We start from the raw sequence: 23,704 nt of genomic DNA, 5'->3' as shown, positions 1-23,704 counted from the left end.
GCGACTTCCCGCCTATAGCTGGCCTTGCGGTGGACATGACCATGGTTCGTCTCTAGCTAGACCAACCATGGTCACTGGAAGCTATTGGCCGCTTTCAGCCCCTGACGGGAGGCAGCTGCCGACCCGTAGCGGCCATTCAGCAGGCAATTGCGATCGTCGGAAGTCGAACCGTAGCAATGCGCTGTCCGCTAACGCTCTATTAATTCGAAGGGTGAAAGACTCAGGAGTCTCGGACAACTCTTGAGATACCCCATGCGTCAAAGTCGGACGACCCTCTTCCTTCTGCTGTTCTGTGCCGTGCTGTTCTTCCTGGCCCTGGGCAATCACCAGCTGCAGGGCTCCACCGAGCCGCGGGTGGCCGGCATCGCCATGGAGATGCACCTGGATCACGACTGGGTGACGCCCCGGGTGAATGGTCAGCCCTTCCTGGAGAAACCGCCGCTGAGCCTGTGGCTGGACGTGACCGCCATGCGCCTGTTCGGCCCCACCGAACTCGCGGTGCGCCTGGCTTCGGCGCTGGCCGGGCTGGGCTGCGTGATGGTGCTGTACGGCATGCTTCGCTACCTCGGCCGCTCGGCCGCCATGGCGCTGCTGGCCGGATTGATGCTGGCGACCATGGCCAGCTACTGGGGCAACGTGCGTCAGGTCGGCGAGGATGCGCTGCTGTGCCTGGGCGTTAGCCTGGCGCTGCTGTCGTTCCTGCGCGCGCACCTGCATGAGCGGGGCGATTCGCCGGGCTGGCCGTTGTTCGCCCTGGGCATCGCCATCGCCAGCCTGAGCAAGGGCCTGTTGGGGTTGGCGCTGCCCGGCGTGGTGGTCTTCGCCTTCCTGCTGGTCGAAACCTGGCAGCAACGCCGGTTCCGCCTGGAGGCCTGGCTGACCCCGTTCGCCTGGACGCTGCTCGGCGTGCTGCCGCTGCTGTTCTGGCTGGGCGCGCTCTACAACCAGCAAGGCCTGGAAGGGCTGCGTGAGATTCTCTGGGCCAACAGCGTCGGCCGCTTCAGCGGCTCCTTCACCGAGGCCGGGCACTACGAGGCCTGGTACTACTACCTGGGCAAGCTGCCGGAAGCCTTCCTGCCCTGGAACCTGCTGACCTATCTCGGCCTCTGGCACCTGCGCAAGCGCGTGCGCGACGACCGTCAGTTGCTGTTCTTCTATGTCTGGATGGCGGCGCAGTTCCTCCTGCTCACCCTCGCGTCGAGCAAGCGCATGGTCTACCTGATGTCGCTGAGCCCGCCGGCCGCGGTGATCGCCGCCGAGTACGCCGGCATCTGGCTGGCCCGCTGGCGCGAGCGCGGGCTGCCGGTGCGCAATCTGCAGGTCGGCGTGTTTGCCGTGCTGTTGCTGGCGTATCTGGGCGTGGGTTACCGGGTGCAGCCGCGCGCGGATCGGAAAGAGTCGCTGCAGTCCCTGGTGACGCAGATCCAGGCGCGCCAGGCGCAAGGGCAGGACGTGATGCTCTATCAACCCAGCGAGCGGCTCGCCGGCGCGACCGTTTTCTATAGCCGCAGTCGCCTGCCCGCGCTGAACGACCAGGACGAGCTGCTGCAGTTCCTCCGCCAGTCGCCCGGCCACGTGGCGATCATGGAAAGCCTGAGCACGCCGCCGCCGCCGCTGAAGGTGCTTGAGAAACAGGTGGTGGGTAAGCGTGCCTATTACGTTCTGGGTATTGATAGGGAGACAGACTTGTCGACGACTTCGGTGATCAAACAAAACTAATGAATCAAAAGTACCTATCCGCTTTTAGCGGGAGTGCTTTGTTGTTCTCTCGAAAGGCAAGGTGGGCAGCATTCAAAGTCCACTATTTGCCGAGTCTCACCCAGAATTGAAACAAGCTTGACGTGCTATGAATGCCTTTAAAAAAACTAAAGTGGATGCCCTCATGGAAATAAATGCCTTTTCGGTTGCTATGTTTTTGCTTGCACTGGCAACACCATTGGAAGCCCATTCGGAAGACCTGCCGATCAAGGGGTGGATCGAGGAAGCAAAGATCTACCCCGAAGCTTTTCCAGTTAAAGCCAAACTTGACACTGGCGCCTTGACATCATCGATGGATGCCAAGGATATCGAATACTTTGAAAAGGATTCAGAGAGGTGGGTGAGATTCAAGGTCGTCGCGAAGAATAGCGATACAAATGAAGAGACAAGCCATGAATTTGAGCGGCCCGTGCTGAGGAAGGTAAAAGTTCGAGGCGCCGGGGGAGTGGATCATCGACCAGTAGTCTTGATGAAAGTCTGTATTGGCAAGCAGTTGCTGGATGAGGAGTTTTCTCTTAGGGATCGTAAGAAAATGATCTATCCGGTCTTGATTGGGCGAAAGACGCTTGAGCATGTCGGGCCCGTTGACGTTCGGCGGAAGTTCACGCAGGAGCCCGATTGCAAGGTCTGACTTAGTGCCAGAACCACCGGTAGCACAGTACGGCCAGCACGAGCCAAATGCCGAAGATAACGACAGCTGCGAAGATGCTGCTGGGGCGTTGGGTGTGGGCTAGCTCGAAGGCTTCCGCCTGAATCTTGCTCGCTGCATATACATGCGACGGCATGAGGCGGATGATCAACCAGATGGATGCCGGCAGGATTATCAAATCATCGAGCAGCCCGAGCACGGGTATGAAGTCTGGTATCAAGTCAATCGGACTCAGTGCGTAGGAAACGACAAAGAGACAAAGTAATTTAATCAGCCGTGGTGTTTCCGGATTTTTGCAGCAAAACCACAAAATCATTGTTTGTCGCTTGATTGAACGGGCCCATTGCTTGACTTTTGCGTACATCTTGCTCTACCGGTCGGGGTGATGATGAAATCCTACACCAGCCACCGTTAAAGAAATGTTAGCCTAGCGTAATATTACGCGAAGCAATGAAATCGTTGCTCCACCGATAATCGGTGAAAGCCAGATTCCCAGAGTCTGAAGAACAAAGTCGCGCAGGTATACAGCGGTCTCAAATTTGTACGAAGGCATGTCGGTGGAGAAGTGGGCGTAGCCAATCATGGTCAGGACAAATGCGCCACCAATAAAAAAACCTACCATCCTTGGCAGAATTTCTTTGTTGCTCGTATAGGAAAACAATGCCCCGCACAAAATTCCGCAGGCGGCGGCTAAAATCTCGAACTTGGATTCAGGCTCTGAAAACCATTCGTCACCATTTAAACCAATCAATCGGCCGACATACCAACCCGCCAAACCGCCGAGTAGTAGCGCGATGGAAAGAAGTGAGCTGTTCCGCAATTCAACTCTGCAACGCATACCGCCAATCGCCTCCGAACGCCTACCGGATGAATGGCGCCGCATTATACGCGGTGGTTCCGCCCACATCTCTCCGCTCGGCACCTCTCGAGGCAAGCAGCATTCGAGGCGAGAGAAGGGATGATTCACGGTAGGCAGGTCCTCTTTTCTGAGAGGTGGCACGCCTGATCGGGCACGAATTGTTTGAGACTGCTTGGCATTGTACGGAGAGGCTTATGCGCCTGTTACTGGCGGAAGACGATGCGATGATCGGCGCGGGACTGCAGCGCGGGCTGCGCAATGAAGGCTACAGCGTAGATTGGGTCCAGGATGGCAAGTCCGCGCTGCTGGCCATCGAGACGACCGAGTACGCCTTGCTGCTGCTCGACCTCGGGTTGCCCCGGGAGGATGGCATGGACGTGCTGCGGCGCATCCGGCGCAATGGTGAGGTGCTACCGGTGATCATCATTACTGCTCGTGACGCCTTGCCCGAAAGAGTTGCTGGACTGGATGCGGGTGCTGACGACTACTTGGTGAAACCTTTCGCCATGGAGGAATTGCTTGCCCGCATTCGTGCCATTAGCCGCCGGCAAGCCGGGCAGGTGCATGGCGAGTTGCGTGTTGGGCCTTTGCGCTTGGACCCCGCTCGCCACCTGCTGTGGTTGCGCGACGAGCCAGTGACGGTTTCGCCCAAGGAGTTTGCCTTGCTGCATGAGCTGATGCGCTGTCCTGAGAAAGTCTTGTCTCGCGAGCAGTTGGAGGATCGCTTGTATGGATGGGGTGAGGAAGTGAATAGCAACGCGGTGCTGGTACGTATCTTCAACTTGCGCAAGAAATTGGGCGCTGATGTCATCTGCTCGGTGCGTGGGGTTGGCTATCACATTGGGGAAGACCTGTGAGCTCGCTGCGCCGACGCTTGCTGCTCTGGTTGCTGCCGGCCACCTTCCTGGCTGGGACGTTGGCCAGCCTCGGCACCTACTGGGGGGCGGTGCTTCAGCTGAATGATCTGCTCAACGACCAGATGCGCTACGTTGCCAGGCATCTCAGTCTGTCAGGTGAACAGGTTTCGTTTGATGTGCAGGACCACCAGCTCAGTCTTTCGGACGTGGGAAAGGCTGACGAAGTGTTGCTGCAGGTCTGGGATCGGCGCGGGCAACTGCACTACAGCTCGGACTCTGCACTGGGGCTGCCCGCACCTACTGACACCGGAGTGGGGGACGTGCCGTACCGGGATCAGATATGGCACACCTTTGTCGAGCAGCGCGGTGATCGTCTGATACGCGTGGCCCAGGCCCAGGATGCGCGCTGGGAGGCTCTGGCCGGCCTGGCTGTACACCTGCTCTGGCCTGTGCTTTCGCTACTGCCGCTTTTGGCATTCTTCCTCTGGTTTGGTATTGGCTATGGGCTGAAGCCTTTGCACCGGATCGTCGAAGAGCTGGCCCAGCGCAATGTCCATAGCCTGGTGCCGATTCAGGACGCCGGCCTTCCAAGCGAAGTAAAGCCGCTGGTTACCGAGCTCAATGATCTGCTCAAGCGTCTGCAGCAGTCGTTCACGATGCAGAAGGACTTCATTGCTGATGCAGCACATGAGCTCCGTACACCAATCATGGCCCTGAGCCTTCAGGCTGAACTGGCCCAGCGCGCCGAGGATGACGAAGAGCGGGCACTGGCCCTGGGGCAGTTGCAGACAGGTGCAACGCGGTTGGCACATCTGGCGCAGCAACTGCTGACATTGGCTCGACTGGAACCCGAAGCGCAGAGTGCTCCCTGGCAATCGGTTCGTCTGCTGGACCTATGCAAATCCGTAATCCTTGACCGCATTCGTGCGGCGAAGGCGAACGGGATTGACCTCGGCCTGACCGATGCAGACGACGTTGAAATCACGGGCGATCCAAGTGCCTTGCGAATTCTGCTCAATAACCTGGTCGAAAATGCTATTCGTCATGCCCCGGGCGGCATCATCGACCTGTCGGTTCGCCGCGAAGGTGAGACCGTCATTCTAGAGGTTCGCGACAACGGTCCAGGCATCCCCGAAATTGAGCGGGCGCGAGTGCTGGAACGTTTCTATCGGGGAGTCGGCGAGAAGTCAGCGCAGGGCAGTGGCCTGGGGCTCTCCATCGTCGCAAGAATCGCTGAGCAACATGGCGCGACCTTGTCACTGCATTCGGGGCCTGACGGGCGAGGGTTGTGGGTGCGGGTGTGCTGCCCATCAATTCAATGCACCCGAACGACAGGGTAAGGCAGCGTGGCCGATGCGACGAAGAGGCCCCTCCAGTTGGCGGGGCCTCGGGGCTTCACATCTACGGATTTGGAGTTGGCGCGCTACCGCGATACTGCTGGTTCCACATCATGTTGTTCATCATCATCTGCTGCATATTCAGGTACTGATCCATCATGTACTGCCGCTGGCGAATTTGCTCCGGGGTAAGGTTGGAGTAGTAGCCACGCATATGGCCCCAGCCGCCCCCCATCATCCCCGGCCCCATCATTCCGCCGCCCATCATGCCTGGTCCCATGCCGCCATAGCCCATCATTCCTGGCCCCCATAGCGAATGCATCGAAGCCATGGCGCTCTGCATGCTGACCCAGTGCTCGTCCAGCAGCTTCTGGCGCTCTTTAGGGTCTTGAGTGCCTTGGAACTTCTGCATTTGCTCCTGCATGGTCGCTAGCTGCTTCTGAATTTGTTCCAGTTGCTTGTCAAACTCCGCCGGGTTTGGCGCCTGCGCCTGAGCCTGCTCTTCGGCCTTGGCGGGGCGCTTGTCTGCCGCCATGGCTGGCCCAAGGGCAAGGCTGAACACTAAGGCCGTTGCCAAGGCAATCGAATGATCTCTCATGGAAAGCTCTCTCCGTGTCCTGAATGGCTGAAAACTACGGTGCGTTCCTTGGCAATCCTCTACCTATTGCTAGCGGGGGCTTTGATCTAAATCAGGCCGCGATCAGGCCACTACGTGGTGAAGCGGTAATCGAGTCTGGTTACCTCTTGGGGAGATTCGGGGGAGCTCTGACCATCCCGCGACTGCTTACGAACTAATGGATGCGGCAGCGGCACTAAGTCGTCGCACACAAGAGATCCAATCAGCTATGCGAAGGACCGCTTCTGGCCGATCTCTGCCGGTCAAGGCCGGCGACTCCCCGCCAATAGCTGCCCTTGCAGTGGCCATGACCAAGGTTCGTCTTAGCTAAACCATGCTCATGAAAGCGGACCAAGCAGCGCATCACGAAGCGCAACCCGAGGTCGAGGCTCCTAGACTCCTGATTGCCTCAAGTAGCGTCAGCTGAACGTGGGAGGATCAGAACTCGCCACGCATGCGCAGAATTTGCACTTTCTCGTTACGGTTCCGGTCCATCGTCGTCGAATAGATGGTTCACCTGATGCGCTCTCCTTAGCGTGGCCATCAGGTAGTTAAAGCAAGGTTTACACAAACACTTCCTCTCAGTCGCGCCGTCGCGCCACTCTGCTTGCAGGACACCGTGCCCTGCTTCTGTCGTAGTTGCGTCGCATACTTCGCATATCACGATCCTGCTCAGCCGAAGCACCGTGCTGTCGCTTGGGTCTTGCTTCAGTTCCAGAGAATCGCCCTCCTCCCATCCCGTGGCCTGGAGCAAGTCGTCGGGTAGATCGACAATCATGTCGCCGCTGCCATCACCAGCATCACGGCACGTTAGCTTCCAGCCCATCGCTCACCCTCGAGTTTCTTTACAAAACCTAGTCAACCAGATGTTCGTAATGCCTCTTCAACTTGAGAACCATTTCAACGGCGGAAATTTCTCCCCGTCGATATTGATCAGCGAGCGTTAGGAATTTTGCGCTAGGTCGAGCGCTGGAAAGGCGTGCGGAGGTTAGAGCATGCTCCACACGCTGATATCGTTGCAGGTCTATTGCCATTTCTCTAGAAAAACACCTTGACCGGCACATTGAAGCGATTCGATAAATCACGAATCTGCTGCATATTGAGTGGTCGCATCCCAGCTAGGACTTCCGATATAACCGACCGACCTCCGATTTCTGGAAGCTCATCTTGGGCGACTCGGTGCTCCTCCATTAGATAGCGCAGCACCTCATGGGGGAATACGTCTGAGATCGGAAAGCGCTCGGCGTCATAGATGCTTATCGAATTTCCTATAGCCTGAGCAAGGGTGGACAGAGGATGGCCTTCTTCATCGCCTATCAACGTCAGCAGCTGATCTAGCATAGCCACGACTTTGTCGTATTGAGACTCAGACTGCGGCGGCGCCAGTAGCGGCTCGACGAAACTCCAATGCTCTATAGCCTGTTGCAGAGTTGCGTTATTCACTTTATTCGCCCTTTCCTAATTGTCTCTCACCTCTTTATCCATAACCCGCCCAAAGGTTCTTAGGACTTCTGCCGGCTCATCAAAGGGTTCCTGAATCGCTCGCTGAAACCGAAGATCCCCAAGCACTCGGAAAAAACACTCCTCACAAAGACGAATGTGATAACTCTCGCCATCATGGATTGAGCCTAACCCCCAAGTGGCTTGAAGGACAGCCAGCTGCAGCTCATGCCCGTCAGCGGCGGCTGTCCTGCAGCAAGCGTCACAATAAGCTTTCACCGCTTGTGCAGGCTCTTCTTCATCACCAACTTTCATCTTCAATCTCCCATACAGAGCAAAGATTGCATTGGCCACAGCCACTAGAACAGCGCAGCAAGATGCTGCCAATCACAAGTAGCCCGTCTACCATCACCAGACAAAACGTAAATCGTATTTCGCGTCTCAAAAAGGCAGCCGCGAGTAAAACTGACTTCGAACGTACTTCGTACCCAACCACCCGTTGGGAATCGGCCGGCCTGATCACGAACAATGCATCCGGAATAGAGGACTCGCGACTTAACTCCTTCTGGTAGCCTCTCCCCCCGCGAAAATGTAACGTCCACCAGAACCCAGTCCCTAACCAGGCAGTAGCGCTTTAGCGGAGATACTTCCTTGGCAAGAGCAACGGCCTCGTCATCGGAAAGCCCGCTTCCTGCAACAGATTCGTACTGGGGCGTATCCCCAGATACAACCCCAACAAGCGCGGCGACCCGATCTATGTCACCTGTATTGGCCGCTGGCGGATGCTCTTTTTCGCTCATTAACTCTCCCTCCTATGACGACGGTGAAAACACCTGCGACTGGCCCTCCCCAAGTGCTCATGTACAGGGTTCGTTGAGCCAAGACAGCCCCATATCACTCCACAGGCAAGTCGCCGATCTTTAAGGCCATCACCATATACACGCTATAAATCCACCAGGAAGTCAGACCTAAAACCAGTCAACTCGCCGGGATATCCACGCGGATTGCATACAACCCGTGTAGCACCATGAACGTAATCGCAGAACTGGTGTGTGTGCCCATGCACCCACAGGTCAATTCTTGACGCGAACAACTCGCTCCAATCATTTGCAAATGACGCATCTAGGTGAGTTCCACGGTGCGGACTACCATTCAGCGAGGCGAGCAAAGGGGCATGGTGGCTGACCACAACTGTTTTTCCCGGAAACGGCTCACTGAGTTTACTTTCTAGCCAAATCTTAAAGTCAACCGCTCGCCGCATCAGATCATGCGGACGTATCTTTCGGTAATTCTCAGCCCGGATCAGTTGAAAATCGCGCATGCGCCACCTTGCCAATTCCTGCGCCTCATACAAATTGGAGGTCGCCTTATAGTCAGTCCACGCCGTCCCACCCAGAAATCTGACGCCGTTTATAATTATCTCTTCGTTATCAAGAGCGTGCACCCTAGTCTGCGCCACGCCTTTTACTTTCAAGACCGTTTTATCGAGATGACCATGATAAAATTCGTGATTACCGCAGATATAAATCACAGGGCAACTAAAGTTTTCTGCAGCCCAACGAATGCCCCGCGTCTCGATATCGATATCACCTGCAAGAATTACCACATCCTCACCACAACCAGCATGCCGGTACATATCAAACTCATTATGAAGATCCGACAAGATCAATATTTTCATCGCTCCACCTCGTGCAGCCTCCGTAAATACCCCTCAAATAGCCCGCACTGCTCCTGCCGGTAGGTAGCGATTACGTAGTGATTTCCCGAAAGCGTGTGTGCAACTAAATAGCCAAATTGGCTACTCAGGCTCACGACTGGCGAGGTGCTTATCTGGCGCCCGTCCAGGAATCGGCAATAAATGTCGCCATACACTCGACCGACGAGATAGCCGAAAACCTCGCCAACGTCGGCGAGGTAGGCGGTTGGAGGGTTCTCGTCTAGTGCTGGCCACAGGCGCAATGCTCGGACGATCTCTGGCGGGTATGGCACTGCTGTCATGACGACGAACTCCCCTCTACGCTCCCAAGCTCCCAAGCTCCCAAGCTGGCAGGCTTGCCTTGAGTCGATTAATGCCAAATACTATAGCCATTAAAAGCACTTTTGAACGGAGTATGCAATGGGCCGCGAACGTCCTCACCTGTATCCAATGCTGGAGCGCCTGCTGCTCGGATTCGGCGAGCGCATCCGTCTAGCCCGCCTGCGACGGGACCTATCTATGGTGGCCGTGGCCGAGGAGGCCGGGGTCTCGAGGGAGACCCTCAACAAGATCGAGCGCGGCGATCCGGGGGTTGCGCTGGGCAGCTACGCACGAGTGTTGGAGGTACTGGGACTGGCGGGGGACATCGACCTGTGGGCGCAGAATGACGACCACGGACGTCAATTGCAGGACGATCGGCTACCCAAACGGGCGTCTCGCCGTAAAGCCCCCAATGAGGGAGGTAATGACTGATGAGCCTTAGTGTTCTAGAGGCCTTTCGTGATGCCGATGCAGAATTTAGAGGCGCAATTTTCAACAGAGGACTGAATCGTGCCTGCTACCGGATCGTTGAAATTGAGGGATCGCAATGGAGTTTTCTACTACGAGCTGTAGACGAGCACTCCAGCATATGGCGAACCTACCTAATCCGATCTTTGCCCGATGCGGTAAACCTGGCGACCGACCCGATCTGGAAAGCTCACGAACTCTACGTCCTGTTTTGTTCACACGAGGAGGAAAAACCGAAGCAGGAATGTAAAAAAGTCCTCAACATCTTTGAAGCGACCTTCCCCTCACAGGGCGGTACATCTTTTGTCGTGGAAACTGCTGATGGGGACTTCACTGATGATCCAATTAGAGAAGATGAGACGGCAGTATCTCGAGTAAAAGTCTACTGCCATGAATATATGTGAGATCATCCCACAGCCAGTGTTAAAGCTTTGCATCCCGCCTGGGCGCAGAGTCTTTGTACTGGGTGACATACATGGTGCCTACGATTTAGTTGACGAAGCACTCGACCTTGTTGAATTCAACAAGAGCAAAGACCTCCTCATATCAGTTGGGGACCTCATTGATAGGGGTGAGAACTCCGACAAGGTCTTAGATCTACTTTCCCAACCATTTTTCCTCGCAGTGCGCGGGAATCACGAACATTTATTTCTTCTGGCACACGCGCAAGAATTCGTTGATATGAATCTTCTCGGTCGACTGGTCCGCGACTACGGCGCGTGGTGGTGGCTACTGATAGATGAGGAGCAGCAGGTAAAAATTCTAAATTCTCTTAATCCCCTACCTATATCTATCGAGATTTCCACGCCGCAAATGACGTTGGGGATTGTTCATGCAGAGCTCCCCAAGAGTATTACCTATTGGCAAACATTCCTTAGCCTTCTAGAAAAACGCGACCAGAGAACAATTCAAAGCGCTCTGGAGGGACGATCAAGGTTAACCTCGCAAAACGCCACGACGATAAGCGGCATCGATTATATATTCTCAGGCCACACCATAGTGCCCGCTATAACAGCACTGGGAAACAGTGTATTCCTCGACACTGGAGCCGTATTCAGTGGCCGAGGCGCGCACCATTTATCAATACTGAACGTCGCGTCCGCGTTTACAGACACGTACGCCTCCCCAACCATCAGGACTGACCGTATACGGGTCTATGGCAACCCTGCAACCGAAATATAACTCAAGCAGCCAAACTGCCAAATTTAAAGCTGTTGCCTTCCTTCTTTCTCTTTGTTAACAATTATTAGACCGGCGAGCAAAGGTTTCGTCAGGACAAAACGCACACACCCGCGTGTGTACATTTGCCCTGGCAAAACGCTCGACGGCCAATCACTGCGTTCTCAGCCGTATAACAAGAATAATAAAACAGGCAAACACATGAGAAATCTCAGAATTGATGTGCGCGTTTCAGAAGAGGAAAAAATCGAACTCGTTCGCCTGGCGACCGAACAAGAGATGAGCCTTTCTGACTACTTACGTAGCGTTTTGCTGGGCAAAGAAATTATCGTCAGAAGAGAAAATCACGCCCCAGCAGCACTTATTAACGAGCTATCACGGATCGGCAATAATCTGAATCAACTAGCTAGACACGCCAATAGCGGGAGCTCAATAACACCCAATGACCTCGCACGAATTTGGCACTCCCTGGAGTTGCTGTGGGCGGCGTTCCAATGATCATCGAAACCTCCAAAGTTTCTGACGCCATCTCTGCACAGAAGCTTGTAAAGTATTTACTCTCCGATAAAGTAGCCCCCCTTCTTAATGGTGAGCGCGTATTGCTGGCAGAGGCCAGCTATGCCCTCCCGCCAAATTCCAGTAACTGCACAATTGATTACGCCAAAAGATTTGGCGACTTGGCTGAAAAATGGACGGCACAGCACAGGGCAAATAAGAAGACACCCAAATCGATTGCGCAGAGCGTGACCATTAGTTTTTACCCTGGCTGCGACGCTTTCCCTAAAGACTCCGTCGATCCATCACGAGCTATAGAAATTGCGCAGGAGTTGGTTGGTGATGTTGCGCCAGGTAAACGACTGGCACTCTACGTGGTGCATGGTGACACTCGGCATCTACACGTTCATGTGATGTTCTCCACCGTATGCAGTGAAGGGAGAATCTGGAACCCGCGCCACGACTATCGTCTGTGGGAAGGGGCGGCCGAGAAATTAGAAGTCAAATACAAACTTTACCGTACTCCCAATCGGATATCTCGTGGCGAGAAGGTAGCCGATATCGCACTCGATCATGGCTCCATACAAATGGAAAAGCGGACCGGCGACGACAGCGAGAAACGAAAAGTAAAATTCCAGCTTAGCAAGATCCTGAGTGCGGAAAACATCGAGTTTCGGGAATTCGTTCATATCTGCCGTAAAAGCGGCTTAACAATAATTTTAACACGCGCACAAAACGGGCGAATTTCTGGCATCTCATTTCAAAGGTCGAGCGGCTTCATTTTCAAAGGCAGTCAACTCAACCGCGACTGGTCATGGACCAAATTGAGCAGTAGGTTGAATTTTGACGAAGCGCAACATCGAGACATCGCCTATGAACTAGAGAGGTTAAAACCAAGAGAGTCAAGACTTGAACTCAAACAGACCCATGAAGTTTTCCCAGGCGAAACGGAAAGAAAAATTCACACACTAGGAGCACCCAACAAAACCTGGACCAACGCGCTTCGACGGTTTAGATATGAGAGCTCTAGTGACGGCACCAGAAATTATTACTGGAGCAACCAAAAGCGCTGTACAAGACCAGCATTCTCAGATTGCGGCGACAAAATCGTAACGACCAGTCGGCAGAATCAGACCATCTACCTGGCCATGGCCGAGCTTGCCAAGAATAAAGGCTGGAATAGCGTCGAGATTCACGCGTCCGACAGGCAAGCATTGATCAAGCTGTGGCTGGCGTGCGCGGTGACTGGACTTACGATTACAAACTTCACGCCAACCAACGACGAACTTATTGAAACATTGGCTGAGGCATACAGAGTCGGCGAAAGCGAGTTCAGCCGTAAGCCTCGATCAACGCGAAGCAAAGTTCCACTCGAAGGCTAGCTATCAGGTCGAATCGCCAAGGACGGCGATGACACGCTTTAGAGAAGGAGTTCTTAGTAAAGGAATGGAGCGTGGCGGGAGAGACTAAGGGCCGCGCATCCTGCGCGTGCGGTGTTAGATCAATGAGAGCGATTAACGCCCCTCACTTTTCGTCTGCCTACTTGCCGGCGAAATTCACGATAGTGACACCAGCGCACATGCGTCAGTGCCAATCCGTAGTTCAGATGCAATTCGAGGACTTCTTTTCTCGCAGCTAGCAACGTTTTACCTGCATAGTGGGGCCTCGTGACCTCCAGGCCTGTAGGATCTGCATGCCCCAGCAGATCCGCAATAATCTCAGCCGAAACACCTCGTTGCCGCAACTGCTCAGCAAACGTTCGGCGAAGGCTGCGCGCGCCCCATCCCCCCTCGCTGGTCGCAATCTCACAACTACGATCCAGGTAACCGGCCACACGATCATAGCCCATGAAAAAACGGCTGGCCTGACGAGAGAACAGGTGCATCTCACTAAAGGAAAGCTCCGGAAACAACTGGCTTGATCCTTTCCCTCCGCACTCGCTCCGCCGTTCCTCAACAAACTCTAGAAATCCCATATCGATCAGCAACTGTGAAGCCGGGACTTTCCGGCGCGCATGCGGAGTTTTGACACTCTGATGCTTACCATCATCGTTTACGTGGATGATCCACATCGACTCTTCAAACTGAATGTCCTTGAGTTGCAGTTGACATATTTCATTGAGTCTCAGCCCACACAATACTCCGAGAGGAACGAGCCAAAACTTAAACGGCAGTGGTTCCCATAACGGCTTTCTACCAATATCACCAGTCACCTGATAGACGTAACCATCAAACAGTTTCTGCAGATCCGGCAGACTAAATGGCGGCGTCACATCCACTGGCGGTCGCTCGTAGGAGGACTCAACCACCAAGTCTTCTGAGATGTATCCCTCCGCCTTGGCCGCGCGTACCAGACTATTAAACAACGCGTAATACCGCTCGAGCGTTGAGCCTTGCCCGTCAGAGTAACGCTCCAAATGCAGATGCAATTTCGTGCGCAGCATCGTTATATCGGTTTTTCCCAACGAGCTTACGCTCCTATTGGGATCCACCGCTGTTAGCAACTCAATCAGACTGGTAACTCTACTACGCAATTGAGCCGAATGTTTGACGCTGGGCGAGCTCTCTCGAATGTGAGACTCAATGAAGTCAGCCGCAAACTCGCTCAGGAGTGGGGCCGCCTGCATCCGTTGGAACTGTCGAATAGGTCCCTCCAGAATCCTAATCAACTCGAAAGCATAAGTAGAACCGGCGGGCGTTTTGTAACAAACCTCGACCCCTGGAATCACGCTGAGGCGCAGTTCCTGAAGCTCACTCATAGTCCTCTCCATTCATGGTTAATGCAGGAGAAGGCTAAAAGCAAAGGCGATGCCCGACAAGAGGCGAATTTCGTCGAGAGCCTCACCGTGAGACTTTCGGAAAGTGGCAAAACTCCAACCAAACCCGATCCAGTAGCGGACTTCATACGTCGAAATAGTTCATTCAGTTATTCAAAACTGATAAAAAATATTTTCCTTGTCAAAACAGGCTCAAGCAGGTATGGCCTATCAAGGCACCCCGGTTCAGCATTACGTCAATAAGGCTGGACGAAGCACAGCCCGCGCACATCAGCCCGCACTGCTCGGCTGACGCGCACCTCGACTCCGCAACTGCTCTCCTGCAAAGCGCTACAAGTGCAGGCAGAAAGGCGTGACGCTGCAGCTCTTCTTAACCACTAAGAGGCACTCTGGTGGCAGCCGACACGTTACCGAATGGGACACTACAGGTTTTCTGCGTGAGAACTTTCTGGCGTCGCCTTGGCAAAATTGACAAGCTGTCAAACTATAAGCGGCGGATTTACTCGAAGTGCGATTAAACTAGTGCGCTTATAACTCTCCAAGGGCATGCTGCTCGCCTCCGCCGCTGCACGCGCAATCGTTTTTTCCTCTTGCACACCGCCAACCAAGTGTGGTTAGAATTCCCCAGCCAAGGAGGCGAGACCAGATAAATTAATCTTGGAGCTCGGCAAAATGACATACTGGCTTATGGTGGATTACGGGGAGTTCGATGCGCAGGGTATCGGGAAATTTACCGGACCAAGTGCAATGCATTATTCCACTGAGCTCTCCCAATTCCAGTGTATTGGTTGGATATTGGAGTGCCTCGACAAGACCAATGGGTTTTGCATCCGATTCGATATCAGAGTTGATGAGAAAGACTATGAGCGTGAGGGACTTCTGACGGTTGGCAGGCTCAGTGAGGCGGCTGCCAGTGCCTTGTTGGAGACTTATGATTGGGAAGAGCGGTTTGAGATTGTCTGGACGGCCATTGATGCAGAGCAAAAGGATATCGCATTAGGGCTCAACTACGAAGAAGAGCAAAACTTCTGGCCCTGCTTCGAAAAAGTCGCCAAGGCTTCGAAAGCTGAAGATATCCTTACTCTCTATAAGGATGCGCTGAGCGAACCTTAAATCATGAACATGCCGGCGCCAAAACTATACTAAGCCTTGATCGTTCCTGAGGGTGGAGGACTTCCAGGTTAGGCATAGCGAGGCGAACTAACAACTTATCCGAGCACTGCGGCGATGTTCAACTGCAATGTTCGCCAGAAGAACATTCGCTCATAGCTAACTAGTCATTTAAGACTATCCCATCCTTTCTGAGCATGGATGCTCCTCCTCACCATCGCTGCACACCTCGGACAAACCTTACAGTCGCGTGCGCAGTGCGCTTGTAGCTGACGGCGGCATCCAACTAGAAGCGAATAGAAGCGAAATCCAAATAGCTCAGCTGAGCAGGTCGGACAAGCGCTAAGAAGCTCTGTAGCTTGCAGAGGTGATGCTTGGCCTGCTGTTCCTGGCCCAGTTAGTTTCTGCTCGACTAGACGTGTAGGCCTTGGCGCCCCCTTTGGGTAGCCCGCGATACGCTCAAACCTAAAGTGGCCCACAGTTACTCATAGCACTGCCGATTGACGCAGTTCTTTCTCGCAAACAACACCTGCCCCGGATAGGGTGTTGGCGTGTTGCAGCGACTCGTGGAAAGAGAACGCTGCAAGACAGGAAGAAGAGCGCCGCGCTGTTGCCGAGTAGCGTGCGCTCATGACAGAACAGTCTAATCATTCTGCGCAATCAACACATATTACTGCGCCTTAGCCCCGCCCCAGGCAGTTGCTCGCAAAGGAGGGGCAACATCCTATCTATGCAGGCGAATTGCCCTTTAGCGAGGTAGGGATAGTGCACAAGGAACAGCAGTGCGGCCGAGGTAGCCACACCGCTAGGCGATCAAACGAGAGGCTACCTTAGCCTTGGAGCCAGGACTCAACTGCGTCGGAGCCGTATTGCGCCTTCCAGGCCTTCAGCGTTTTTTGGTTCCCGCCTTTGGTCTCGACTACCTCGCCGGTGTGCGGGTTTTTATAAACCTTCACCACGCGCAGACGGCGCTTGGTACGCCCCGTACCAGTCGCCCGCGCAACCGCGCCGCGTGCCGATTCCGGATCGAGAATCGCTACAACATCACGCAAAGACTTGCCGTAGGCGCCCATCAGTTCCCGGAGTTTTTCCTCGAACTGAATTTCCTGCTGCAGCGCCGCGTCTTTCTTCAGGGACTCCAAGTGCGCCAACTGTTCAGCAAGTGCTTTTTCAGCCGCGCGGAATTCTGCGATTTTGGACATTTAAGGTTCCCCCCTAGAAGAAGTATTCATCCCCACAACTGTATCGAATGCTCGCTTTCTCTGCCATCAAAATTGGCAGCACGACAAATCAGCTTAGATACCAAAGTGCGGTAAGTAGTCGCAAAAGAAAAGAGGCCCTTTCGGGGCCTCTTAACATCAACGAGCTGCAACACTCAGGGGAATAAACCGCCGCCAGTTGCGTTTCTGTGTTTTCGTCACAGGACGCCGTACCGTAGAAGTAGGGCCGCCTTGAGTCGGCGCCTGGTGCGCCTGCAATGCCAGGTAGTGGCGATAATGAATATGCTCGAGCGACACACCGTGATCCAGGCGATCCAACTCCTCCTGGAGTACCTCCAGCGGATAACCCCGACCGTAATGCCCGGTCACCGAATGATCGGTATGGCCGACGAGCGCTTTGGCGATCTGCATATCGAGTTTCTGTGCACGGAACTGCGCAATGAAACTGTGGCGCAAACCATGGAAGGTCCTGCCCTGCTCTCCTAATCCGCACGCCTGCACGTAGCCGCCATAGTTGGTCCCGTTGCCCAAAAACCACTTGCTCGCGGTGGCGCCGGGCAACTTATTGCGGACAGGGGGCAGTCCGTCGAACAGCATGGCCTGGCGATCGCCGCCCACCGCTTGGCGACGCTGCTCGACGAACTCCAGGAAGCCAGCGGCCAGCACCTGCCGATGAAGCGGCACGTCCCGCTCACTGCTGGAGTTTTTCAGGCGTTTTTCCGCTTGCTCGGTGTTCAACGACAGGTACCAGATTCCTGCCTCCTGTCGTACATCGCCCACGCGCAGTTGGCAGAGCTCGTTGAGGCGTGCGCCTTGATAGGCGCCCAGCAACGGCAACCAAAATTTGTAGTCGTGCAGACGCCAGCGAGGCGGAGCCTCCAGGGTGTACACCGGCCCGCTGAGCAGCAGTCGCAGTTGCTCACGGGTGTAGCTGCGATTGCTGCGCCCGGCCGCCTGAGCTTTGTACTGCACCGACTGCGCGGGGCTCTGCTCCAACAGGCCCTGATCAACAGCAAAATCGAGGGTCCCTTTAAGCATCGCGAAATAGCGTTTCAGCGTGCGGGGATGGATGGGATCGTAGCCGCCCTCGGTCATGATCTGCGCCAAGGGTTTTTGCCGCAGGCCGGGCGTCTTGTTGCGTCCTTTGGGGTACAAGCGCAGCGCATCACGCACGCGGACCACGTCCGCGCGGGTGATCTGCTCGATCGCCACGCCAGGGCCCACGATCTCGACCAGCGCATCGAGGCGCGCCAGGTTCTGGATGCGGGTATCCGCGTTGGTCCACGTCCGACTCACCTCATGGTGCTGCTTGAAACGTTCCACCAGCGCGGCATAGCGCAGACCACCGCTGGCTGGGGGCGCAAAGGCCCCCGACTGCACCAGCGCACGATTCAAGGCGATGGCCTGGGTCTCGGGCAACAGCCCGGATAGGGCCTGCAGCACGGACTGCGTCTGCGCCGGCAACGTAGCTTGTGGTGCGCTCGGCGGCGGCAGCTCCGGCAAGCCGTTGGCCTTGGGGAGCCCTTTGAGGTAGTCCTCGAGGAGCTGATGAATCTGATCGAGCAGCTTCAGCAGCGCCGCCGGATCGATGTCTTCCTGAGCGATGATGGCCGTGAGGAAACTGAGCAAGTCCGGCGCAATAACGGCAAACAGCAGATTGGCGAGGATCCAGTCTGTCGTCTGCAGTTCCAGGTCGAGGACGCCCACGGGCGTCAAGTGTGCGACTCCCATCCTGTGGAAGTCGAGGCGCAGCGAATAGCCCCCGTCGCTGCCCTGGTGAATGCGGAACAGTTCGGACTGCGGCGAAGCCAGGTACTTCAAGCCCGGCAGCGCCTCCAGCTGAGTCAGGCTGGTCGGCAGGCGCTGCTCCAACAGCGACTCTTCGCGCGGCTTGGCGACGAAGCGGACGAACTGTTCCCACGCCAGGGTACGGGTGAGCAGCGGGTGCAGCACGTGCAAGTAGCCGTCGCGCGTCCAGCGCTTCAGCTGCTCCAGCGCATCGAGCAGATACGCCGCCTTCCAGCGCGCCGTAGCCAGATCGGGGGTGCCCAGAGACACGTCGTAGCGCTCAAACGGCAGCATCTCCAGGCGCTCCGCATAGCCCCGATCGAGGAGCACGAAGACGTAGTCACCCTGCGCGTCCGCATACAGCACCGTGGACAGCGCCTCCAGGTCGGCCAGGCGCTCGTAGCCGAGTTCCAGGGCACCTTTCGCCAGTTCGTTGGGGGTGATCAAGCTGCCCAGTGGCAGCCGCATGTCCTGCATCACCCGCTGGTGTTGCAGGTACAGCTGGCCCAGCGACTGCAACAGGTAGTCGGCACCCAGGCGACGCTCCGCGATCAGCTGCAGCAAATCGTCGAAGGCATCGTTGAGTTGGCGCGCGACATCGCGGGCGATTTCATGGTTCTGACCGAGCGGCCAGCGAACTTGTTTGGGCAGGCGATCGTCCGTGAGGAGGGCCTTGGGCAGGCTGCGGACGTAGAGGAAGCCGCGCTCGCGGCTGAAGATCATGTGCGGGGTTCTGATGGTACGCTGTGACATGGGGCAGTCCTCGAAATGGTTGATTTCGTGACCGACCTAATCAGAACCCCCACCATAGTCGCGCTGAAACCCGCATGCTAGAGCGGTTTCAACAGAGGATATGGAGCGGGCGAAGGGAATCGAACCCTCTACGGCGGCGTTTCAGAGCGACCCAATGCGTTTCAGCGCAGTAATTACCTAGGCTCCGCAGTCTCCTTTCGGCACAGTATGTGTCTTTAATTTCGACACTTTTTCGACATGCTGCCCTTGCATGCATCCATTACGTCGACGGCTCCCTTGCCCCTTTCAGTGTCTGTGGAGCTCGTTTGTCCGGAGAACGACTAGTCCAAGATTGTGGATTAATTTGGCCTTTGAAGCTGTGGCAACGACGTCTATACGACCGTGGGGCCAACGTAGAGACTCTGCGGCGTTTGAAGCGTCTAAACAGGTGGGGGCAGGGCTTGGAATCGCCATAGATGGCACGTTAACATCTTGAGGCTCTTCCTTCGGAGTACTCTAGGGAACGGATTCATGATACTGAATAAGATTGTTATCGGCGTATCCTTTAACGCAAAAATCTTCCGGCTTGCCTCGCTCGCAGGGGTTATCACCGACAAAGTCATAGCCGCAGTAACTGACAAAAAAGGAGATGGTTTACCTCCATTTATAAAAGTTGGCGGAGTCAGCGAGCTGCAGGTGTATCAGCTCGGTTTTGCTACGGAGGATGATCACAACACCCTGCACATTGATACCGGACAGGTAATTTATACAAGATCGTCGCCACAGCCCGGAACTAGCGCGCTAAACCTTGATAGCGTAATTGAGGAATTCTCTGACCTCTGGAAGCTGCTTAATGGCTTGATTGAGTTCCCTGGGGCAAGAAGGATAGGCCTAGTTGGTGAGTTTTTACTCTCGAATGAGGGTGACAATTCAAGCGCAAGCTTAATTTCGAAATTCTCAAAATTCCCTGTGAACTCCAACTCAAAAAGCACTCAGTTCATGACGATATTCGACGAAATGAACGTTATCTCACCGGGCGAATTCAATCATAACACTTCAGAATTCTGGAATTGCATTTACAGCATTTACAACTCCGAACGCGACGAAGTCTTTAAATTACCCGGCAGGATTAATACAAACATAGATGTTCAGCGCTACTATAATCCCGCAAAGACGAACGTAGCGCGCGAAGTTCGAGTAGTTAAAGATGAATTTCTGGAGAAACGGCGCCAGCTTAAGGAAAGGCTAAAAGTGCTGGAGCTTGATTAATGGCCAAGAAACGTGCAGCCGGCAAGCGAGTTGCAATAATAAGCGGCTTGAAACCTGACTCTACCACTGGCGCCTTGAGAGGCAGAAACGCTCAAGATACTGAGGGTGTATTTAACCCATCCGCCGAAGTTAGCGCTGCTGTACCTGGTCACGTTCCAACCGAGTCGAATATACTTCAAAAAATAGTTGGGGCTTTGGAGTCCTGGGGAGTGATACTTACACTCCTGCTAACTATTGCCGGTGGAGTTGGCGCGTACTATGTCTTTAAAAAAGATCTAGAGGTTGCCGGATCAGACATATCAGAACTGAAGGGGAAAGTTTCCGATCACGAAGGGAAGATCGTAGATTTGAAGATGAAGGACGTTTCGATTTCAAAAGATATCGAAACAAATAAAACAGAGCTTCGAGACGTAAAAAGCGACCTTGGCGCGATTCGAAATGATGTAAATAAATTACAGTCTAATCAGGCAGTAATGGATGACCGCACTCGAAGGCGTCCGGGGTACGTGCAATAGATTATAGAGGAACACTACTTCATCGCCTTTCTGCTGAGGGCGATGAAGTCACCAATTCTTTCCACTCCCCCAATCTACAGATACCAGCTTTAAAGATAATAAAAGGCGAACACCATGCCACATGCAACCGCGCCACAGATGAATCCAAGTGCGAAGGTTTTCTTTGTCCTTGCCCTTACCGCCAGCTCATAACGTGCAGCTAATACAGCATGGGCTGGAGGCACATTGTTGGCTTTGGCTGAATCTTCCGGGGTAGAAGACCTGTTAGTGTTGCTCGAGCGGCTGGTATTCGATCTGTTTCCGCTGCTGTCCTTCGGCGGTAAGCCGTCACGTTTGCGGCCCTCATCCCTGAACCAGTCTCTATCCATCAATCCCATCTGTAGCTCCTTGGCTCTCCGCCCTACCGATCTTTTTGCCGGGCAAACCAGCGCCTAGCTACTTCCTTGGTAATCGCTATCCCGCGTTTTGACCGGTCAAGTTTGAATTAGCTTCGTCGTAATCGGGGCTTGTTTGGCCCAGCTCTGGCTGTACCTCACCAGTTAGCAGCCACCAACGATATTTTGGGAAAACTCTTCCAAGGATTTCAATTTCGTTGGCTCCAAGGCGAGCACGACCGCGCTTGATGTTCTGCCAGCGCATGTATTCGGTGCTGCCTGCTTCGGCAAGGGCTTTGATGCTTGCCGCTTCCAGCAATAGCATTCCTCTATTGCTTATCTCTTCGCTCATAAAAAATTTCCATAAATGCACTCTGTACATTCACCATTGAGAGTGTACTCTGTGCATATGCACTTATTGCATATTCGCCTTTTTGCCAATGCAACGAATAGTGACGGAACGAGCATGGAACTGGAAGAGCTGAACCCCGCAGCCCTGGTTGGGCCGCAACAGGATGTGGAGCCCATCGAGCGGTGGGCTGAGCGTAACGGCGTCACCTTCGGCACTGCCCGCGCTTGGGTCTACCGGGGCGTTCTCCCCTCAGTGAAGCTCGGCAAGCTGCGCATGGTGAATAGCGCGTTGCTCCGTTCTTGGCTGCTGGAACAGGAGTGGACCGCATGAGCCGTATGGATTCGCAATTTAAGCTCCGTCTGCCTTCCGCGCTCCGCTCCCGCGTTGAGCGCGCAGCCAAAGCCGCTAACCGCTCCCTAAATGCCGAGCTGGTCTTCCGCCTTCGAGAAAGCTTTGACTGGGAGGTATTTGCCGATGCACGTCAGTCGATATCTACACCTACCCCATCCCGCCCACTGCGACTGCTCTGTGTGCTTTGTCGCCAACATGGGTCCGCAATCGTGCAACCCGTCGCCGTGTCCGGACTGCCAGCCCCCTGGGCGCCCCTACAAGGAAAATGGCCGGTGGCTCTGCCGCCCCCGTTCTTTCTGCGCGAAACACGATCCCGCCCGGCGTCCGCCGCCGTACTGGCACGTTGTGTACGACAGCGGCAAACCGACGCCCTTCGTGCCGATCCGCGAGCGCTTCGAGCTGGAGGCCTGAGCCATGCCTGCTGACGCCACCTTCTGCGTAAGTTTGCTGTTCGCTCTCCTGACCTGCGTTGGCTTTCCGCTGATGTGCGTAGCCCATGAAATTTCGAAGTGGGCCGACCGCAACAACCGCACCCAGGCCAACCCGGTCCAGGGCCGCCGCACCGGCTTGTCCGAACACGCTTTCCCGTTCGGACAAACGGAGCGCCGGGCGAAGCGCACCCTTGACCGTCCCCCGCCCTGAATAGCCTCCCCTCGGGAGTGTGGGGCAGCTCCACCGCCCCGCGCTCCTGAGCCCTCGGCGGCAAGAGCGGGATGACAAGGGCAGAGCCCTTGGTGTTCACCCGACTTACCGCGCACCACCGCAAAAACCGAGCACCACCCCACCCGCTGAATGACGGCCACCAAACCGAGCCCATTGCAGCAGCGGGCCAACTCATGCCCGAAAAAGGCCAATAAGGAGTTTCACCATGTTCGATACCGCTAAGAGCATCACCGAGATTTGGGTCACCAAGACCGATACCTACACCTCGACCAAGACCGGCGAGATTTACGCCAACGTCCAGGCGATTTCCGCGATACCCGAAGGCGCTCGCGGCAACGCCAAGGGCTTCGAGATCACCGAATACCCGGTAGAGCCGACCCTGCTGGACGAGATCGTCTTCAACGGCGCGCCGCTGCGCTGCAAGTTCGCCTCGGTGGTGCGCCCCACTCAGGACCGCTTCGGCCGGGTGACCAACACCCAAGTCCTCGTCGAACTGCTGGAAGTGGACGGCAAGCCGCTCGCCCAAGCGCCGGTCGCCCGCCAGCCGCAGTCCCCGCGCCCGACTCAGCAGCCCACCTCGGACAAGCCGTCCGAACCGGCCAAGTCCTAACCGGAGGGGCGCCTAGATGAAAGCTCCGCTCCGTTTCGCCTTCGGCTGGGTTCTCTACGTCGCGCTGTTCAGCGCCGTCGCTCCGGTAGTGCGTGCGGTGCTGGCGTTCCTCGAGGGCGCTCCGCTCGATCTGGCCATCTCCCTGACCACCGCCCTGGTGGCCTTCATCGCCCTTTGGTGGTTCGTGCTCCGCGCCTTCTGGCGCTGGTGTGACGCCCCCCGACGGCAGGTGGGGGAGGCCAAGTGAATTTCCTCGCTTGTGATGGGAG

The 23,704-nt window shown here is 55.3% G+C and carries 28 protein-coding genes and 1 pseudogene; 18 read left to right on the top strand and 11 right to left on the bottom strand.

Translation table 11 applies throughout. The features are described from left to right. The first annotated feature begins 252 nt into the window (after positions 1-252). Entirely contained in the window at positions 253-1,719 is a 1,467-nt protein-coding gene (locus ACA097_RS19515) for an ArnT family glycosyltransferase (protein ID WP_371365357.1), read from the top strand. Positions 1,720-1,846: 127 nt separating this feature from the next. Beyond that, complete coding sequence (locus ACA097_RS19510) at positions 1,847-2,389, top strand: ATP-dependent zinc protease (protein WP_371365354.1); 543 nt, start codon at positions 1,847-1,849, stop codon at positions 2,387-2,389. Between the two features lies 1 nt (position 2,390). Here ACA097_RS19510 and ACA097_RS19505 read toward each other — a convergent pair whose 3' ends face one another. Together ACA097_RS19505 and ACA097_RS19500 are read right to left on the bottom strand one after the other, a co-directional pair. Next, positions 2,391-2,771, bottom strand: a complete 381-nt coding sequence (locus ACA097_RS19505; protein ID WP_371365352.1) for a YkvA family protein — start codon at positions 2,769-2,771, stop codon at positions 2,391-2,393. Between the two features lie 63 nt (positions 2,772-2,834). Then, on the bottom strand, positions 2,835-3,245 hold the full coding sequence (locus ACA097_RS19500) for a hypothetical protein (protein WP_371365350.1): 411 nt from the start codon (positions 3,243-3,245) through the stop codon (positions 2,835-2,837). A 215-nt stretch (positions 3,246-3,460) separates the two neighbouring features. Here ACA097_RS19500 and ACA097_RS19495 point away from each other — a divergent pair, with 215 nt between their 5' ends. Both ACA097_RS19495 and ACA097_RS19490 read left to right on the top strand, forming a co-directional pair. Beyond that, positions 3,461-4,123: a response regulator gene (locus tag ACA097_RS19495; protein WP_371365348.1), complete on the top strand. Its 663-nt coding sequence runs from the start codon at positions 3,461-3,463 to the stop codon at positions 4,121-4,123. Next, on the top strand, positions 4,120-5,463 hold the full coding sequence (locus ACA097_RS19490) for an ATP-binding protein (RefSeq protein WP_371365346.1): 1,344 nt from the start codon (positions 4,120-4,122) through the stop codon (positions 5,461-5,463). The genes ACA097_RS19495 and ACA097_RS19490 overlap by 4 nt, the downstream gene beginning before the upstream one ends. Positions 5,464-5,524: 61 nt before the next feature. Here the strand turns inward: ACA097_RS19490 and ACA097_RS19485 are convergent, their stop codons facing one another. The 4 genes from ACA097_RS19485 to ACA097_RS19470 all read right to left on the bottom strand — a co-directional run bounded on the left by ACA097_RS19485 (position 5,525) and on the right by ACA097_RS19470 (position 9,194). Further along, complete coding sequence (locus ACA097_RS19485) at positions 5,525-6,058, bottom strand: hypothetical protein (RefSeq protein ID WP_371365344.1); 534 nt, start codon at positions 6,056-6,058, stop codon at positions 5,525-5,527. Between the two features lie 1,056 nt (positions 6,059-7,114). Further along, positions 7,115-7,519, bottom strand: coding sequence for a transcriptional regulator (locus ACA097_RS19480; RefSeq protein ID WP_371365342.1), 405 nt, complete (start codon positions 7,517-7,519; stop codon positions 7,115-7,117). Between the two features lie 356 nt (positions 7,520-7,875). Continuing rightward, positions 7,876-8,316: a hypothetical protein gene (locus ACA097_RS19475; protein ID WP_371365340.1), complete on the bottom strand. Its 441-nt coding sequence runs from the start codon at positions 8,314-8,316 to the stop codon at positions 7,876-7,878. Between the two features lie 143 nt (positions 8,317-8,459). Further along, complete coding sequence (locus ACA097_RS19470; protein WP_371365338.1) at positions 8,460-9,194, bottom strand: metallophosphoesterase; 735 nt, start codon at positions 9,192-9,194, stop codon at positions 8,460-8,462. 438 nt (positions 9,195-9,632) lie between these two features. Between ACA097_RS19470 and ACA097_RS19465 the strand changes: the two genes are divergently transcribed. The 5 genes from ACA097_RS19465 (at position 9,633) to ACA097_RS19445 (ending at position 13,057) form a co-directional block, all read left to right on the top strand. Beyond that, positions 9,633-9,965 carry a helix-turn-helix domain-containing protein gene (locus ACA097_RS19465; protein ID WP_084166693.1) on the top strand — a complete coding sequence of 111 codons (333 nt, stop codon included), beginning with the start codon at positions 9,633-9,635 and terminating at the stop codon, positions 9,963-9,965. Beyond that, a complete protein-coding gene (locus ACA097_RS19460; protein WP_156958061.1) occupies positions 9,965-10,405 on the top strand; it encodes a hypothetical protein in 441 nt (146 codons plus the stop codon). Before ACA097_RS19465 ends, ACA097_RS19460 begins: the two co-directional genes overlap by 1 nt. Beyond that, positions 10,392-11,183 (top strand): metallophosphoesterase, encoded by a 792-nt coding sequence (locus ACA097_RS19455; RefSeq protein WP_371365336.1) that lies wholly within the window; start codon positions 10,392-10,394, stop codon positions 11,181-11,183. Before ACA097_RS19460 ends, ACA097_RS19455 begins: the two co-directional genes overlap by 14 nt. A gap of 198 nt (positions 11,184-11,381) precedes the next feature. Next, complete coding sequence (gene mobC / locus ACA097_RS19450) at positions 11,382-11,678, top strand: plasmid mobilization relaxosome protein MobC (RefSeq protein WP_084166695.1); 297 nt, start codon at positions 11,382-11,384, stop codon at positions 11,676-11,678. After that, entirely contained in the window at positions 11,675-13,057 is a 1,383-nt protein-coding gene (locus tag ACA097_RS19445; protein ID WP_371365334.1) for a relaxase/mobilization nuclease domain-containing protein, read from the top strand. Before mobC ends, ACA097_RS19445 begins: the two co-directional genes overlap by 4 nt. A 119-nt stretch (positions 13,058-13,176) precedes the next feature. Here ACA097_RS19445 and ACA097_RS19440 read toward each other — a convergent pair whose 3' ends face one another. Next, positions 13,177-14,433, bottom strand: coding sequence for a tyrosine-type recombinase/integrase (locus tag ACA097_RS19440; protein WP_043254436.1), 1,257 nt, complete (start codon positions 14,431-14,433; stop codon positions 13,177-13,179). Between the two features lie 690 nt (positions 14,434-15,123). Here ACA097_RS19440 and ACA097_RS19435 point away from each other — a divergent pair. Beyond that, positions 15,124-15,564 (top strand): hypothetical protein, encoded by a 441-nt coding sequence (locus tag ACA097_RS19435; protein WP_043254437.1) that lies wholly within the window; start codon positions 15,124-15,126, stop codon positions 15,562-15,564. A gap of 827 nt (positions 15,565-16,391) precedes the next feature. On the opposite strand, the gene ACA097_RS19430 is transcribed toward ACA097_RS19435, so the two are convergent. Both ACA097_RS19430 and ACA097_RS19425 read right to left on the bottom strand, forming a co-directional pair. Beyond that, the gene (locus ACA097_RS19430; RefSeq protein ID WP_043254440.1) at positions 16,392-16,763 is read right to left on the bottom strand and encodes a histone-like nucleoid-structuring protein, MvaT/MvaU family; all 372 of its coding nucleotides are present in this window, start codon (positions 16,761-16,763) and stop codon (positions 16,392-16,394) included. 156 nt (positions 16,764-16,919) lie between these two features. Next, the gene (locus ACA097_RS19425) at positions 16,920-19,292 is read right to left on the bottom strand and encodes a site-specific integrase (protein ID WP_052355357.1); all 2,373 of its coding nucleotides are present in this window, start codon (positions 19,290-19,292) and stop codon (positions 16,920-16,922) included. A 540-nt stretch (positions 19,293-19,832) separates the two neighbouring features. On the opposite strand from ACA097_RS19425, the gene ACA097_RS19420 reads away from it, so the two are divergent. After that, positions 19,833-20,570 carry a hypothetical protein gene (locus ACA097_RS19420; RefSeq protein ID WP_371365331.1) on the top strand — a complete coding sequence of 246 codons (738 nt, stop codon included), beginning with the start codon at positions 19,833-19,835 and terminating at the stop codon, positions 20,568-20,570. Beyond that, complete coding sequence (locus ACA097_RS19415) at positions 20,570-21,085, top strand: hypothetical protein (RefSeq protein ID WP_371365329.1); 516 nt, start codon at positions 20,570-20,572, stop codon at positions 21,083-21,085. Before ACA097_RS19420 ends, ACA097_RS19415 begins: the two co-directional genes overlap by 1 nt. 89 nt (positions 21,086-21,174) lie before the next feature. Here the strand turns inward: ACA097_RS19415 and ACA097_RS19410 are convergent, their stop codons facing one another. Together ACA097_RS19410 and ACA097_RS19405 are read right to left on the bottom strand one after the other, a co-directional pair. Next, on the bottom strand, positions 21,175-21,462 hold the full coding sequence (locus ACA097_RS19410) for a hypothetical protein (protein ID WP_371365327.1): 288 nt from the start codon (positions 21,460-21,462) through the stop codon (positions 21,175-21,177). Positions 21,463-21,538: 76 nt separating this feature from the next. Continuing rightward, positions 21,539-21,811: a DNA-binding protein gene (locus tag ACA097_RS19405; RefSeq protein WP_371365325.1), complete on the bottom strand. Its 273-nt coding sequence runs from the start codon at positions 21,809-21,811 to the stop codon at positions 21,539-21,541. A 114-nt stretch (positions 21,812-21,925) separates the two neighbouring features. Between ACA097_RS19405 and ACA097_RS19400 the strand changes: the two genes are divergently transcribed. From ACA097_RS19400 to ACA097_RS19375, 6 genes and pseudogenes are all read left to right on the top strand, one after another. After that, complete coding sequence (locus ACA097_RS19400; protein ID WP_160288099.1) at positions 21,926-22,141, top strand: DNA-binding protein; 216 nt, start codon at positions 21,926-21,928, stop codon at positions 22,139-22,141. Beyond that, positions 22,138-22,257: pseudogene (locus ACA097_RS19395) on the top strand (Arc family DNA-binding protein); the annotation flags it as partial. The gene ACA097_RS19400 and the pseudogene ACA097_RS19395, both read left to right, overlap by 4 nt. Continuing rightward, positions 22,232-22,573: a DUF5447 family protein gene (locus ACA097_RS19390; RefSeq protein WP_371365322.1), complete on the top strand. Its 342-nt coding sequence runs from the start codon at positions 22,232-22,234 to the stop codon at positions 22,571-22,573. The pseudogene ACA097_RS19395 and the gene ACA097_RS19390, both read left to right, overlap by 26 nt. A 3-nt stretch (positions 22,574-22,576) precedes the next feature. Further along, the gene (locus ACA097_RS19385) at positions 22,577-22,804 is read left to right on the top strand and encodes a hypothetical protein (RefSeq protein WP_371365320.1); all 228 of its coding nucleotides are present in this window, start codon (positions 22,577-22,579) and stop codon (positions 22,802-22,804) included. 226 nt (positions 22,805-23,030) lie between these two features. Beyond that, complete coding sequence (locus ACA097_RS19380; protein WP_371365318.1) at positions 23,031-23,435, top strand: DNA-binding protein; 405 nt, start codon at positions 23,031-23,033, stop codon at positions 23,433-23,435. A gap of 16 nt (positions 23,436-23,451) precedes the next feature. Continuing rightward, positions 23,452-23,682, top strand: coding sequence for a hypothetical protein (locus ACA097_RS19375; protein WP_371365316.1), 231 nt, complete (start codon positions 23,452-23,454; stop codon positions 23,680-23,682). Positions 23,683-23,704: the final 22 nt, after the last annotated feature.

The organism is Pseudomonas sp. QL9, from assembly GCF_041409665.1.
Classification (GTDB): Bacteria; Pseudomonadota; Gammaproteobacteria; order Pseudomonadales; family Pseudomonadaceae; genus Pseudomonas; species Pseudomonas knackmussii.
Note: the sequence above shows the minus strand (reverse complement) of the source record. Positions and strands in the feature narration are given on the sequence as shown.